At 56.7% G+C, this 13,690-nt stretch carries 16 protein-coding genes and 1 other annotated feature; of the genes, 4 read left to right on the top strand and 12 right to left on the bottom strand.

The features are described 5' to 3' along the window. The first annotated feature begins 2 nt into the window (after positions 1–2). The 4 genes from chuS to ACOTWU_RS03530 are packed head-to-tail and all read left to right on the top strand — an operon-like array spanning position 3 to position 3,610. The gene (gene chuS / locus ACOTWU_RS03545; protein WP_126498917.1) at positions 3–1,031 is read left to right on the top strand and encodes a hematinate-forming heme oxygenase ChuS; all 1,029 of its coding nucleotides are present in this window, start codon (positions 3–5) and stop codon (positions 1,029–1,031) included. Beyond that, a complete protein-coding gene (locus ACOTWU_RS03540) occupies positions 1,028–1,846 on the top strand; it encodes a heme/hemin ABC transporter substrate-binding protein (protein ID WP_015570726.1) in 819 nt (272 codons plus the stop codon). The genes chuS and ACOTWU_RS03540 overlap by 4 nt, the downstream gene beginning before the upstream one ends. Beyond that, positions 1,846–2,838: a FecCD family ABC transporter permease gene (locus ACOTWU_RS03535; RefSeq protein ID WP_017384648.1), complete on the top strand. Its 993-nt coding sequence runs from the start codon at positions 1,846–1,848 to the stop codon at positions 2,836–2,838. The genes ACOTWU_RS03540 and ACOTWU_RS03535 overlap by 1 nt, the downstream gene beginning before the upstream one ends. After that, entirely contained in the window at positions 2,831–3,610 is a 780-nt protein-coding gene (locus ACOTWU_RS03530) for a heme ABC transporter ATP-binding protein (protein ID WP_015570728.1), read from the top strand. Before ACOTWU_RS03535 ends, ACOTWU_RS03530 begins: the two co-directional genes overlap by 8 nt. Here ACOTWU_RS03530 and selO read toward each other — a convergent pair. From selO to rpmI, 12 genes are all read right to left on the bottom strand, one after another. Continuing rightward, positions 3,607–5,049, bottom strand: coding sequence for a protein adenylyltransferase SelO (gene selO / locus ACOTWU_RS03525; protein ID WP_126498918.1), 1,443 nt, complete (start codon positions 5,047–5,049; stop codon positions 3,607–3,609). The genes ACOTWU_RS03530 and selO overlap by 4 nt on opposite strands. A 61-nt stretch (positions 5,050–5,110) precedes the next feature. After that, positions 5,111–5,824 carry an EAL domain-containing protein gene (locus tag ACOTWU_RS03520; RefSeq protein WP_017384651.1) on the bottom strand — a complete coding sequence of 238 codons (714 nt, stop codon included), beginning with the start codon at positions 5,822–5,824 and terminating at the stop codon, positions 5,111–5,113. A gap of 292 nt (positions 5,825–6,116) precedes the next feature. Then, positions 6,117–6,581, bottom strand: coding sequence for an NlpC/P60 family protein (locus ACOTWU_RS03515; protein WP_015570730.1), 465 nt, complete (start codon positions 6,579–6,581; stop codon positions 6,117–6,119). Between the two features lie 72 nt (positions 6,582–6,653). Next, on the bottom strand, positions 6,654–7,409 hold the full coding sequence (gene btuD, locus ACOTWU_RS03510) for a vitamin B12 ABC transporter ATP-binding protein BtuD (protein WP_045338444.1): 756 nt from the start codon (positions 7,407–7,409) through the stop codon (positions 6,654–6,656). Next, a complete protein-coding gene (locus tag ACOTWU_RS03505; protein ID WP_045338445.1) occupies positions 7,409–7,960 on the bottom strand; it encodes a glutathione peroxidase in 552 nt (183 codons plus the stop codon). The genes btuD and ACOTWU_RS03505 overlap by 1 nt, the downstream gene beginning before the upstream one ends. A gap of 33 nt (positions 7,961–7,993) precedes the next feature. Next, entirely contained in the window at positions 7,994–8,974 is a 981-nt protein-coding gene (gene btuC / locus ACOTWU_RS03500) for a vitamin B12 ABC transporter permease BtuC (RefSeq protein ID WP_023303523.1), read from the bottom strand. A 103-nt stretch (positions 8,975–9,077) separates the two neighbouring features. Further along, positions 9,078–9,377: an integration host factor subunit alpha gene (ihfA, locus tag ACOTWU_RS03495; protein WP_003857805.1), complete on the bottom strand. Its 300-nt coding sequence runs from the start codon at positions 9,375–9,377 to the stop codon at positions 9,078–9,080. Positions 9,378–9,381: 4 nt separating this feature from the next. Next, positions 9,382–11,769: a phenylalanine--tRNA ligase subunit beta gene (gene pheT, locus ACOTWU_RS03490; protein WP_015570734.1), complete on the bottom strand. Its 2,388-nt coding sequence runs from the start codon at positions 11,767–11,769 to the stop codon at positions 9,382–9,384. 15 nt (positions 11,770–11,784) lie between these two features. Next, the gene (gene pheS, locus ACOTWU_RS03485) at positions 11,785–12,768 is read right to left on the bottom strand and encodes a phenylalanine--tRNA ligase subunit alpha (RefSeq protein WP_003857809.1); all 984 of its coding nucleotides are present in this window, start codon (positions 12,766–12,768) and stop codon (positions 11,785–11,787) included. A 62-nt stretch (positions 12,769–12,830) separates the two neighbouring features. After that, positions 12,831–12,955 (bottom strand) — a sequence feature (Phe leader region). After that, positions 12,906–12,950: a pheST operon leader peptide PheM gene (gene pheM, locus ACOTWU_RS03480; protein ID WP_001386830.1), complete on the bottom strand. Its 45-nt coding sequence runs from the start codon at positions 12,948–12,950 to the stop codon at positions 12,906–12,908. It overlaps the preceding feature by 45 nt. Before the next feature lie 116 nt (positions 12,956–13,071). After that, positions 13,072–13,428, bottom strand: coding sequence for a 50S ribosomal protein L20 (gene rplT / locus ACOTWU_RS03475; RefSeq protein ID WP_000124850.1), 357 nt, complete (start codon positions 13,426–13,428; stop codon positions 13,072–13,074). Between the two features lie 50 nt (positions 13,429–13,478). Continuing rightward, complete coding sequence (gene rpmI, locus ACOTWU_RS03470) at positions 13,479–13,676, bottom strand: 50S ribosomal protein L35 (protein WP_001124225.1); 198 nt, start codon at positions 13,674–13,676, stop codon at positions 13,479–13,481. Positions 13,677–13,690 lie beyond the last annotated feature (14 nt).

The following is a 13,690-nucleotide window of genomic DNA, read 5'->3' as shown; positions in this document are numbered from 1 at the left end:
TTATGGGTCACTACACACGCTGGCTTGAGCTTAAAGAAGAACATCCGGGTAAGTACGCCCGTGATATCGCCGGATTAATGCACATCAGCGAAGCAGAGCTGGCATTTGCGCGCGTTGGACACGACGCCTGGCGGCTGCGCGGTGAAATCCGTGAGATTCTGGCAGCGCTGGAGTCGGTGGGGGAAACCAAATGCATCTGCCGTAACGAATACGCCGTTCACGAACAGGTCGGGGCGTTTACTAACCAGCACCTCGGCGGCCACGCCGGGCTGGTGCTGAATCCGCGCGCGCTGGATCTGCGTTTGTTCCTCAACCAGTGGGCGAGCGCGTTTCACATAAGTGAAACGACCTCCCGCGGCGAACGTCAGAGCATTCAGTTCTTCGATCATCAGGGCGACGCTTTACTGAAGGTCTACACCACGGATCACACCGACGTTGCCGCCTGGGGCGACGTGCTGACCCGTTTTATCATTGCCGATAACCCCACTCTGGCACTGAAGGCTGTCGATGCCCCTGCGCATTCCGACGGTGCTGATGCAGGCTCGGTGGAGAAAGAGTGGCGCTCCATGACCGATGTGCATCAGTTCTTTAGCTTACTGAAGCGCCATAACCTGAGCCGCCAGCAGGCGTTTCGTCTGGTGAGTGACGATCTGGCCTGTAAGGTGGATAACAGCGCGCTGGCACAGCTGCTGGAGACGGCGCGACAGGACGGAAACGAAATCATGATCTTCGTCGGCAACCGCGGCTGCGTGCAGATCTTCACCGGTGTGGTGGAAAAACTGACGCCCATGAAGGGCTGGCTGAACATCTTCAACCCAACCTTTACCCTGCATCTGCTGGAGGAGACTATCGCCGAGACGTGGGTAACGCGCAAGCCTACGGCGGACGGACACGTTACCAGCCTGGAGCTGTTTGCTGCGGACGGAACTCAGATCGCCCAGCTCTACGGGCAGCGTACCGAAGGCGAGCCTGAGCAGAACCAGTGGCGCCGCCAGATTGACGCCCTGACGCCAGAAGGGCTGGCCGCATGAAAAACTGGTTCGCCCTGCTCTGCGCCCTGCCGCTGGTCGCCGTCGCCGCGCCGGAGAGAATTGTCGCCCTCGGCGGCGACGTGACGGAGATCGTCTACGCCCTCGGCGCGGAGTCTTCTCTGGTTGCGCGCGACAGTACCAGCCAGTGGCCGCAGGCGACAAACGCGCTGCCTGACGTGGGGTATCTTCGCCAGCTGAATGCGGAGGGGATTTTATCCGTACGCCCGACGCTGGTGCTGTCAAGCGACCAGGCGCAGCCCTCTCTGGCGCTGAAACAGGTTGAACAGAGCCACGTCCGGGTGGTTACCGTTCCCGGCACGCCTGACCTGCGCACGATTGACGAAAAAGTACGGGTGATAGCTCAGGCGACGCATCATGAGGCGCAAGGGGAAACCCTGCGCAACTCGCTGCGTCAGGCGCTGGCGGCACTGCCCTCAACACCGCTCAACAAGCGGGTGCTGTTTATCCTCAGCCACGGCGGAATGACCGCAATGGCGGCCGGGCAACAGACCGGCGCGGATGCGGCAATACGCGCCGCCGGGTTGCAGAACGCCATGCAGGGCTTTACCCGCTATCAGCCGCTTTCCCAGGAGGGGGTGATGGCCAGCCAGCCGGATCTGGTGGTGATTTCGCAGGACGGTCTTAACGCGCTGGGCGGCGAAGAAAATCTGTGGAAACTGCCCGGCCTGGCGCAAACGCCAGCGGGACGAAGCAAGCAGATGCTGGCTATTGATGATATGGCCCTGCTGGGCTTCAGCGTCCGCACGCCGAAAGCCATACAACAGCTGCGTGCCAGAGCGGAGCAACTGCCCTGATGTCCCGGCGCATCACGTTATCGTTATGGCTTCTGGCGGGGTTGCTTACCGTCATGACGTTCATGGCCACCGGTTTTGGGGCGTTACGCCTGCCGGTGAACGTGCTGTGGAGCGGCAGCGATGAGACGCTACGCCAGATCTGGCTTACCATCCGTCTGCCCCGCGTACTGCTGGCGCTGGTGATTGGCGGATCGCTGGCGCTCGCCGGCTGCGTCATGCAGGGGCTGTTCCGCAATCCACTGGCCGACCCGGGCCTGCTCGGGATCAGCAGCGGTGCGGCGCTGGCCGTCGCCCTGTGGGTGGTGCTCCCGCTCTCGCTGCCCGCGCTGGTGATGCTTTACGCCCCTATGCTGGCGGCATTTCTTGGGGCGCTGGCAGCCACTGGCGTGATCTTCCTGCTCAGCAAGCAGCGTGACCCCTCTCTGTCACGTCTGTTGCTGGTGGGTATCGCCATCAATGCCCTGTGCGGTGCGGCAGTGGGTGTGCTTTCGTGGGTCAGCAATGACGCCCAGCTGCGTCAGCTTTCACTCTGGGGAATGGGAAGTCTTGGTCAGGCACAGTGGTCAACGCTGCTCGCCGTGACCTCGCTGATGGTGCCTGCCGTTCTGGCGATCTGGCGTTGTGCCAGCGCATTAAATTTACTGCAACTGGGTGAGGAGGAAGCGCATTACCTTGGCGTGGACGTTGCCCTTGTACAGCGAATATTACTGTTATGCAGCGCCCTGCTGGTCGCGGCGGCTGTCGCCGTCAGCGGCGTGATTGGCTTTGTCGGACTCGTGGTGCCGCACCTGATGCGCATGTGGCTGGGCGCCGATCACCGGGCAACCCTCCCCGGCACGGTACTCGCGGGCGCATTACTGCTGCTGGTGGCGGATACGGTCGCGCGCACCCTGGTCGCTCCGGCAGAAATGCCGGTCGGCCTGCTCACCAGTATCCTTGGTGCTCCCTGGTTCTTATGGCTCATTTTTCGTCGTGGAGAACAGCATGGCTGAACGTTATACGGCTGAAAATCTTACTTTTACCCGATCTGGCCGCACGCTGACAGATAACGTTTCGCTGTCACTGTCGCAGGGAGAGCTGGTTACATTGATCGGCCCCAACGGCGCGGGGAAATCCACGCTGCTGCGGCTGCTGACCGGCTACCTGAAACCCGACAGCGGCGGCTGTTCGCTGGCGGGAAAAGCGCTGGATGAATGGCATCCGCAGACGCTGTCCCGCTATCGGGCGGTGATGCGCCAGCAGTCTCAGCCTGGATTTGACTGGCAGGTGGAGGAGATTGTTGGCATGGGGCGTGCGCCCTGGACGCGTCACCCGGAACCGTCGATTGTGCGTGAGGTGTTGCAGCTGACCGGTTGCCTGCCGCTGGCCGGCAGGCGTTATCATGCCCTCTCCGGCGGCGAGCAGCAGCGCGTCCAGCTCGCCCGCGCGCTGGCGCAGCTGTGGCGTGACGGAACGCCGCGCGGCTGGCTATTTCTCGACGAACCCACTTCCGCGCTGGATCTCTACCACCAGCAGCATCTGCTGCGCCTGTTGAAATCGCTGACCCGTCAGGGCCATCTTCACGCCTGCGTGGTGCTGCACGATCTCAATCTTGCCGCATTATGGTCGGACCGGATCCTGCTGTTACACAACGGCAGGATTGTTTCTCAGGGCATACCGGAGACGGTTTTGCAGGCCGACGCGCTGGCACACTGGTACGGTGCGCAGGTGCACGTCGGCAGACATCCGGCGCACGCCGCACCGCAGGTTTTTCTCGCCCCTTAGCTTGAGCAGCTCACTTCCAGCCGCTTGCCCCAGTCCGGCGGGCGGCTGACATAGTCATCCTCCCGGTCGGCAAACGGCGTGCGCAGGGCGATATGCAGCCGATGCAGCTCGGTATAATCCCCCTGCTCTGCCTGCTCAATGGCCCGCTGCGCCAGCCAGTTGCGCAACACCATCGCCGGGTTAACCGCCTTCATCCGCGCCTGGCGGGTATCGTCATCAATCTGTTCCTGCTGTAAACGCGTCCGGTAAACGGCAAACCAGTCATCAAACGCCTGACGATCGATGAACTCGTCGCGCAGCGGTGACGCGGCGCTCTGCTGCGCGGTCTGGCTCAGCATACGGAAGGTTCGGGTATAGTCGCTGTCTTCACGCACCATGATGGCAAACAGCCCATTCAACAGCGCGTTATCGCCTTTTTCCTGCGTCATCAGCCCCAGCTTGTTGCGCATTAACACACCATATTCTCGCAGCAGGATCTCCTGATAGCTGTCCAGCGCATCGTTCAGGGCATCGACGTCGATAAACGGCGACAGGCTTTGCGCAAGCCGCTGAAGGTTCCACAGCCCCACCGCAGGCTGGTTGTCGAAACGGTAACGCCCCTGATAGTCCGAATGGTTACAGATGTAACCCGGCTGATAGTCATCAAGGAAGCCGTACGGACCGTAGTCAAACGTCAGCCCTAACAGGGACATGTTGTCGGTATTCATCACCCCGTGGGCAAAGCCGACGGCCTGCCAGCGGGCAATCATTGCGGCAGTGCGCGCGACAATATCCCGGAACCAGAGAACATAGCGGTCCGGCTCGTTTTGCAGGTGCGGCCAGTGACGGCGAAGGGCGTAATCGGCAAGCTGGCGGACCTTATCCGGCTCGCGGCGATAGTAGAAGTGTTCAAAATGACCGAAACGCAGATGGCTTTCCGCAACGCGGACCAGCATCGCTCCCTGCTCCATCGTTTCACGGGCCACCGGCGTGTCGCTGGTGACAATGGACAGCGCGCGTGAGGTAGGGATCCCCAGGGCATGCATCGCCTCGGAAGCCAGAGCTTCACGGATGGTTGAACGCAGCACCGCGCGGCCATCCCCCATGCGTGAGTACGGGGTTAGCCCTGCCCCTTTCAGGTGCCAGTCGAGCGTTTCGCCATTCGGCAGAAGCTGTTCACCCAGCAGGATGCCGCGGCCATCGCCGAGCTGTCCCGCCCAGACGCCAAACTGATGTCCGCTATAGACCTGAGCCAGCGGCTTCATGCCCGGAAGCAGCGTTTCGCCGCCCCAGACGCCGGCGCCTTTTTCTGGCTGAAAAAGCGTCGAAGGGATGCCAAGCGAATCCGCTAATGCATCGTTATGCCAGATAAGACGCGCGTTCTGTAGAGGCGTTGGCTTAAGCGCGGTGTAAAAGCCGGGTAATTCATCGTGCCAGTGAGCAGTAAAAGACAGGGTCATAAGTCCTCCTGCTTTAAGTGTAGAGGGTTTCCCTGGACGTAAACACGGGCGAAGAAAGGGGTTATTGCTGAACGAGAGTCGTTACCCGCTCTGCCGGGACGGCAGGCCACAGGCTTCCCTGCATTGCACCAAAATTGAAGGGCAGCACGCGTTGTAAGATGCCGTGATCGTCAATTCCCGAGACCATGACCGACTGACAATGCGGCGCGATCTGCCAAAGAATAGCGCGCATAAAAGGCTCAAACGAGAGTGCCGACACGCGCTGCTGGATAAAGTTTTTATCCAGAATCACCCGTTTGAACAGACCATCATAAACCGGTTTAAGGGACGCAGCCCCTGCACCGAAGTTAGCCAGCACTAAGGGGAAATGGATCGCCATTCTTGCCAGACAGGGATCGTCTTTCCCGTTATTTAAACCTGGATAGTTCTCATTAACGGTAAACTCAAGAAACGGATATCGCTCAAGGATTGAAACAGCGTTCTCATTAGTTAATAAAAACTCAACAATTGCAGGTGTAATATTGATCCATGCAATTAACTGATGCTGAATAAAAAATAGCTTACAGGTATCGAGTAATTGCAGTTTCTCCTGAAACAGCGCTAATTCATCTTCCTGAGAAAGATGTGGGATAACCAGTTCAGTCGGGATCCGTACGTCCGCACCCACGCCAGTAAAGTTAACCAAAATCTCTAAACCTTTAAGCAAACCTGCACTATCACGCGCCGGAAGGAGTAAAAGTTCAGACTGGTAAGCATTATCTAGCGTAATAATCATCGCGCTTGTCCTGCATTAAAGATGAGAGAGAACATCCTGGAGCAATTGCAGGCACAATTCCACTGTCTTGATTTTAATAAGATTAATTTCATTCTTTCCGTATTAATTTTCAGATTTTTCCCTGAATCTAAATTAATTTTATCCTGGTTATTGAATAATAGCCAGTTTTAGATAAAACAGGCACATGCGGACATAAATAATTGGGCAAAAATTTAACTTTAATCAACCCGCAAGAAAAGCCTGACGTCTATTTTCACCGCCAGGCCCTCCGCACTGCATTTTTATGCAGCGGTTAAATACGTCTGGCCTGCCAGAAGTTTTTACGCCAGTAAACATTATCCAGAGAGGAGCGCATCACGCCACGGCTGGTCGAGGCATGAATGAACTGATTATCGGTATCATAGATGCCGACATGAAGGCCGCTTTCACCGGAGCCCGTTTTAAAAAAGACCAGATCGCCGGGCAGGAGCTCGTCTTTATCAATTTCAGTGCCGATTTTCGCCTGCATACGCGTTTCACGCGGAAGCTGGAGGTCAAATTTATCGCGGAAGGTCATCAGCACAAATCCCGAGCAATCCACCCCGCCCCGGCTCATGCCGCCGTAGCGATAAGGTGTGCCGCGCCAGTTGCTGAGCTGATCGTTCAGGCTGGCAATGACCGTAATGGAATCGGAAAGCCGTGGGTTGGGCGGAGGTGCACGATGGCTGCTGCATCCTGCAAGAAAGAGCGCCGCAACAAGGAGAAACCAGAATCGCATTTCAGACGAATCCTCTGCTTTTTTTGTTCTTTCGGTAATTTAGCGTGCATCTATGCAGCTGTGCAAGAAAGGTTATTCCTGCGCCGTGGAAATGAGCATCTTGTGGCCTTCAATATCCAGCCTCCGGAACGACATGTGGTAAGCGCTCGCAAGATTGGCGGCCGTCAGCACGCTGTCGCGCGTTCCGCTGGCAATCAGCTTGCCACGCGCCAGCAACCACACCCGATGCGCGTGGCGCAACGTATGGTTTAAATCATGGCTGCTCATCACAATGGCAATCCCCTTGCGACACAGCGCGCTGAGCAGGGTATCCAGCGCTGCCTGTTGGGCAACGTCCAGCCCACTCATCGGCTCGTCCAGCAGCAGCAACCGCCCGTGAGGATTTCCCGCCGGATGGATCTGAAGGATGACGGCGGCCAGACGCACGCGCTGCCACTCGCCGCCGGAAAGCTGATTTGCCTGCCGGGTAAGCTTGTCGTCTAACCCGAGTGCCGCAGCAACCTCGTTGAGCAATCCCACCTGATTTTTATCAGGCAGATGCAGCGTCAGGTAGTGCCAGACGGGCATCGCAAAGGGCGGAACCTGCTGCTGAACCAGATAGCTTCGACGGGAGGCAAGTGTAGCGGGTAGCCAGTCGACGAGCGATTGCCCGAGGAAGGTAATCTCCCCTTTCCCGCTGGTCAGCCCCGCCATACGCGCCAGCAGCGTGCTTTTTCCGGCGCCGTTTGGCCCAACCAGGTGAAGGATTTCACCTGCGTTGACTGCGGCAGTCACAGGCTCAAGACGTCCCTTCCCGGCAACGTCCGTGAGCTGCATCAGCAGCGTCATTATTTCGCCAGCGCCAGCTTGATTGATTCCATCACGATAGGATCTTCAGGCGTCATGTCAGGCGAAAAACGCTGCACGACCTCACCGTCACGGCCAATCAGGAATTTTTCGAAGTTCCACAGAATATCGTCCGGATAGAGCGGCGCGCGGCCTTTACTTGCCATACGCTCATAGAAACCACTCTCTTCAGGCGCAACGGCGGTCGGCGCCGCGGCCACCAGTTTGGCATACAGCGGATGACGATTTTCACCGTTCACGTCAACTTTGCTGAACATCGGGAACGTCACGCCATAGGTTGTGCTGCAAAAGGTCTTAATCTCCTCTTCGCTACCCGGCTCCTGGCCCAGGAACTGGTTGCACGGGAAGCCGAGTACGGTAAAGCCGTCTTTTTCCCAGGCTTTATGAATGTTTTCCAGCTGTTCATACTGCGGCGTAAGGCCACATTTCGACGCCACGTTCACGATGAGCAGCACCTTGCCCTTGTAGCCTTCCAGCGTGGTTTTCTCGCCGTCAATGGTCGTCACTTCGGTATTCAGAATATCAGACTGCATAGCATTCCCTCAGGTTGACTTACAGGTTGTGTTTTAACGTCCAGCTTTTAATAGTAGCCAGATAAAGACCGGCGCGCCCAGCGTTGCGGTCACCACGCCTATGGGCAACTCAGCGGCCGTCAGGGCGAGCCGGGCGATGATATCGGCAATCAGCAGCGTTGCCGCCCCGGCAACCGCCGAGGCCGGGAGCAGGGTTCGGTGGTCCGTAATGCCGCACAGGCGCAGCATATGCGGGATCACCAGCCCAATAAAGCCAATCGCCCCCGCCAGCGCCACGCTTACGCCTACCATCCAGCCAATGGCGATAACCAGCACGTTGCGCCAGAATCCAATCGGCATCCCGAGCTGGCGAGCAGACGTTTCGCCCAGCGCGAGAATATTAAGAGGCTGCGCCTGGAACGCCGTCCACAGGATGACCGGGATCAGGAGCACCATCAGCCACCCCTGACGCCAGTCAACCCCCCCAAATCCCCCCATCATCCAGTACATTAACTGGCGCAGATCGAAGGAGGTGGAGAAGTAGACGGCCCAGGTCATCAGCGCACTACAGATGATCCCCAACGCTACCCCGGCAAGCAGCAGCCGACTGGTGGATAAGTGGCGGCGGGCAAAGCGCAGAAGGATAAGGGTTATCAACAGCGCGCCAAGGATGGCGCTGAGGCTAATCCCCCAGCCGGAGAGCTCGCCTCCCCCCAGCATCACGGCGGCGATAAGCCCGACGCCTGCGCCATTCGAGACCCCGAGAAGCCCGGGTTCCGCCAGAGGGTTTTCAAATAATGCCTGCATGATCGTGCCGCACAGCGCCAGCGCAGCGCCAACTAAAAGGACAGCCAACGTCCGCGGCAGGCGGATCTGCCAGACAAAGAGCTGTCCTTCAGGCGTAAACCAGCTTTCCGGCCCCAGCCACCGATCGCCCGCACACAGGCTGACGGTGGTGGCGACAATCAACAGCACCCCGAGCAGACACAGGCGGCGAAGATCGGAGCGGTGCTGGCGGCGGGCAAGATCAAGCATAGACGATAGGTTATCCGGTTGAGATATCATTGATTTTACGGCGGGTTTAGCAAATAGCGCAAAGAAAAAAGGCCGCGTGAGCGGCCTTTTTAGTTAGTTCATATTACTCTGCTTTGGGCGTTGCGTTTTCGACACGGCTTTTTAACTTCTGTCCGGGTCTGAAGGTCACCACGCGGCGGGCTGTAATGGGAATATCTTCCCCCGTCTTCGGGTTACGGCCCGGACGTTGGTTTTTGTCTCGCAAATCAAAATTGCCAAAACCGGAGAGTTTAACCTGCTCACCATTTTCCAGAGCACGACGGATCTCTTCGAAAAACAGCTCTACCAGCTCTTTGGCATCCCGTTTGCTAAGCCCAAGCTTATCAAACAGATATTCTGACATTTCAGCTTTTGTAAGCGCCATAGGTTCAATCCCTCAATGATGCCTGGAATCGCTCTTTTAATGCCTCTACACATTTGGCGACGGTAGCGGCAATCTCCTCTTCTTCGAGTGTACGGCTGGTATCCTGAAGGATAAGGCTAATAGCGAGGCTCTTGAAACCTTCTGCTACGCCCTTGCCGCGGTACACGTCAAATAAGTTTACGCCAACTACCTGATTTACGCCAACTTTCTTACATTCGGCCAAAATATCTGCTGCGGGCACATTTTCAGCGACCACAACCGCGATATCACGGCGGTTTGCCGGGAAGCGGGAGACGTCCTGCGCCTGAGGAATGACGCGGTCTGCAACCGGGTTCCACTCCAGTTCGAATACGATGGTACGGCCATTCAGATCCAGCTTACGTTCCAGTTCCGGGTGAACAACCCCAATGAAACCAACACGTTTGCCGTCTAAATAGATCGCCGCACTCTGACCCGGATGCAGGGCTGGAATCGCTTCTGCGCGGAATTCAATTTCGGATAATTTACCGGTCAGATCGAGAATCGCTTCCAGATCGCCCTTCATATCGTAGAAATCAACCGTCCCTTTTGCCAGGTCCCAGTGCTCTTCAAAGCGGTTACCGCTGATGGCGCCGGCCAGCATGAGATCCTGACGGATGCCTAAATTCGCCTGAGTATCCGGTACAAAGCGCAAACCGCTTTCGAAAATACGCACGCGGTTTTGCTGACGGTTCTGGTTATAAACGATAGTACCCAGCAGTCCCGTCCACAGGGACAGACGCATCGCTGACATCTCGCTGGAAATCGGGCTTGGCAGGATCAGCGCTTCCTGACCCGGGTGGATCAGCTGTTGCAGCTTAGGATCAACGAAGCTGTAGGTGATCACTTCCTGGTAGCCTTTGTCGTTCAGCATGGTTTTCACACGCTTCAGAGACAGATCGGCCTCGCGATGGCTGCCCATCACCAGACCCGCCTGCACCGGCTCGTCAGGGATGTTGTTGTAGCCGTAAACGCGGGCCACTTCTTCCACCAGATCTTCCTCGATCTCCATGTCAAAACGCCAGGACGGCGCAACGGCTTTCCACTCGTCCTGACCCTCAGTAACTTCGCAGCCCAGACGCGTCAGAATGTCGGTCACCTGCGCATCGGCAACGTGGTGACCAATCAGACGATCCAGTTTGCTGCGGCGCAGGGTAATGGTCGCACGCTTCGGCAGCGTCGCTTCGTTGGTCACATCGATAACCGGACCCGCTTCGCCGCCGCAGATGTCGATCAGCAGGCGAGTCGCACGCTCCATCGCTTTGTATTGCAGCGCAGGATCCACGCCACGCTCGTAGCGGTGAGAAGCATCAGTGTGCAGACCGTGACGGCGTGCGCGGCCGGTGATGGAGAGCGGGCTGAAGAACGCGCATTCCAGCAGGACGTTTTGCGTCTCGTCGTTGACGCCAGAGTGCTCGCCGCCGAAGATCCCGCCCATCGCCAGCGCTTTGTTGTGATCGGCAATCACCAGGGTGTCAGCGTTCAGTTTCGCTTCGCTGCCGTCCAGCAGAACCAGGGTTTCTCCCTCTTTCGCCATGCGCACGACGATCCCACCTTCGATACGATCTTTATCAAAGGCGTGCATTGGCTGGCCCAGCTCCAGCAGAACATAGTTGGTGACGTCGACGACTGCATCGATAGAACGGATACCGCAGCGACGCAGTTTCTCTTTCATCCACAGCGGGGTTGGCGCTTTAACGTTAATACCTTTCACCACACGACCGAGGTAGCGTGGGCAGGCCTCAGGCGCGTCTACCTGTATCGGCAGCACGTCACTGATGGTTGCCTCAACCGGAGCGATCTCCGGCACGTTCAGTTCAGTCTGGTTCAGCACGGCCACGTCGCGGGCCACACCGATGATGCCTAAACAGTCAGCACGGTTTGGCGTTACGCTGATTTCGATGGTGTTGTCATCAAGCTTCAGGTATTCGCGGATATCAGTACCAACTGGCGCATCCTGCGGCAATTCAATAATGCCAGAGTGATCGTCGGAAATACCCAGTTCGGAGAAGGAGCACAGCATGCCTTCAGACGGCTCACCGCGCAGCTTAGCCGCTTTGATTTTGAAATCGCCCGGCAGCACCGCACCGACGGTCGCCACGGCCACTTTCAGGCCCTGACGGCAGTTTGGCGCACCGCAGACGATATCCAGCAGACGGTCACCGCCCACATTGACTTTTGTTACGCGCAGTTTGTCAGCGTTAGGGTGCTGACCGCACTCAACCACTTCACCCACGACCACGCCGGTGAAGGCGCCAGAAACCGGCTCTACACCGTCAACTTCCAGACCCGCCATGGTGATCTGGTTGGAAAGCGCGTCGCTGTCCAGCGTGGTGTTCACCCATTCGCGTAACCACAGTTCACTGAATTTCATTGTTCTGTCCTGCCCTTATTTAAACTGTTTGAGGAAACGCAGATCGTTTTCGAAGAACGCACGTAAGTCGGTTACGCCGTAGCGCAGCATGGTCAGACGCTCCATACCCATACCGAACGCAAAGCCGGAATACACTTCCGGATCGATACCCACGTTGCGCAGCACGTTTGGATGCACCATGCCGCAGCCCAGCACTTCCAGCCATTTGCCGTTTTTACCCATCACGTCAACTTCCGCAGACGGTTCGGTGAACGGGAAGTAGGACGGGCGGAAGCGAACCTGCAAATCTTCCTCAAAGAAGTTGTTCAGGAAATCGTGCAGCGTGCCTTTCAGGTTGGTAAAGCTGATGTTTTTATCAACAATCAGACCTTCCATCTGGTGGAACATTGGGGTGTGGGTCTGATCGTAGTCGTTACGGTATACGCGACCCGGCGCGATGATGCGGATTGGCGGCTCCTGCTCCTTCATGGTACGGATCTGAACGCCGGAAGTCTGAGTACGCAGCAGACGGGTAGCGTCAAACCAGAAAGTGTCGTGGTCAGCACGTGCCGGATGATGGCCAGGAATGTTCAGGGCATCGAAGTTGTGGTAGTCATCTTCAATTTCCGGGCCAGTCGCCACGGTAAAGCCGAGCTCACCGAAGAAACTTTCAATACGATCGATAGTACGAGTCACCGGATGCAGACCGCCGTTTTCAATACGACGACCCGGCAGAGAAACGTCAATCGTTTCTGCCGCCAGACGCGCATTCAGTACTGCGCTTTCCAGCTCGGCTTTACGCGCGTTCAGCGCCTGCTGTACCTGCTCTTTGGCTTCGTTAATCACTGCACCGGCTGCCGGGCGCTCCTCTGCTGGCAGTTCACGCAGGGTAGTCATCTGAAGGGTCAAATGCCCTTTCTTGCCCAGATATTCGACGCGGACATTGTCTAACGCGGCAACATCTGAGGCCTGGTTAATGGCAGCCGTTGCACTGGCAACCAGCTCTGCGAGATGTGACATGGTTTTCCTCATTATGTCGGTGCAGACACCGAATTGTTGGACGTATTCTCTTAACTTCAGGCACAAAAAAAGCCTCCATCGGGAGGCTTATCTGGCGCTGTTTTTCGTTTCATCTTTCACGCGCTAGCCTCCTGAAGTCAGGTGCTAAAGTAAAAGAAGAAGCGGAAAATAGCAGCATTCATGCTTGCGTTACCTTGTAGGGTAAAAACCGTTAGACCTTATTGAAAAGCCTGCACGGATAAATGTCAATCTTCTGATGGTGTTAAATGAAAAGAGGAGGCAAAGCCCCCTCTCTCAACTGGCTTATGCCAGTGCTGCTTTCGCTTTTTCGACCAGAGCGGTGAACGCTACTTTGTCGAATACTGCGATGTCAGCCAGGATCTTACGGTCGATTTCAACAGAGGCTTTTTTCAGGCCGTTGATGAATTTGCTGTAAGAAATACCGTTCTGACGTGCTGCTGCGTTGATACGCGCAATCCACAGTTGACGGAACTGACGCTTACGCTGACGACGGTCACGGTAAGCGTACTGACCTGCTTTGATAACAGCCTGGAAGGCAACGCGGTATACGCGTGAACGCGCACCGTAGTAGCCTTTAGCTTGTTTCAAAATTTTCTTGTGACGTGCACGTGCAATTACACCACGTTTTACGCGAGCCATGTGTGCTCTCCTGTATCTATTCTAAGTTAAAAAAGTTAAACGTTAACGACTTATGCGTACGGCAGGCACGCGATGACCAGGCCCAGATCGCCTTTAGAAACCATGGCTTTTGGACGCAGGTGACGTTTACGCTTGGTAGCTTTCTTAGTCAGAATGTGACGCAGGTTAGCGTGCTTGTGCTTAAAACCACCTTTACCGGTTTTTTTGAAGCGCTTAGCAGCACCGCGTACGGTCTTAATTTTTGGCATTTTAATAACTTCCA

Source organism: Enterobacter cloacae complex sp. GYL001, from assembly GCF_049237125.1.
Taxonomy (GTDB): domain Bacteria; phylum Pseudomonadota; class Gammaproteobacteria; order Enterobacterales; family Enterobacteriaceae; genus Enterobacter; species Enterobacter hormaechei_C.
This window is presented reverse-complemented; position numbering and strand designations above follow the sequence as displayed.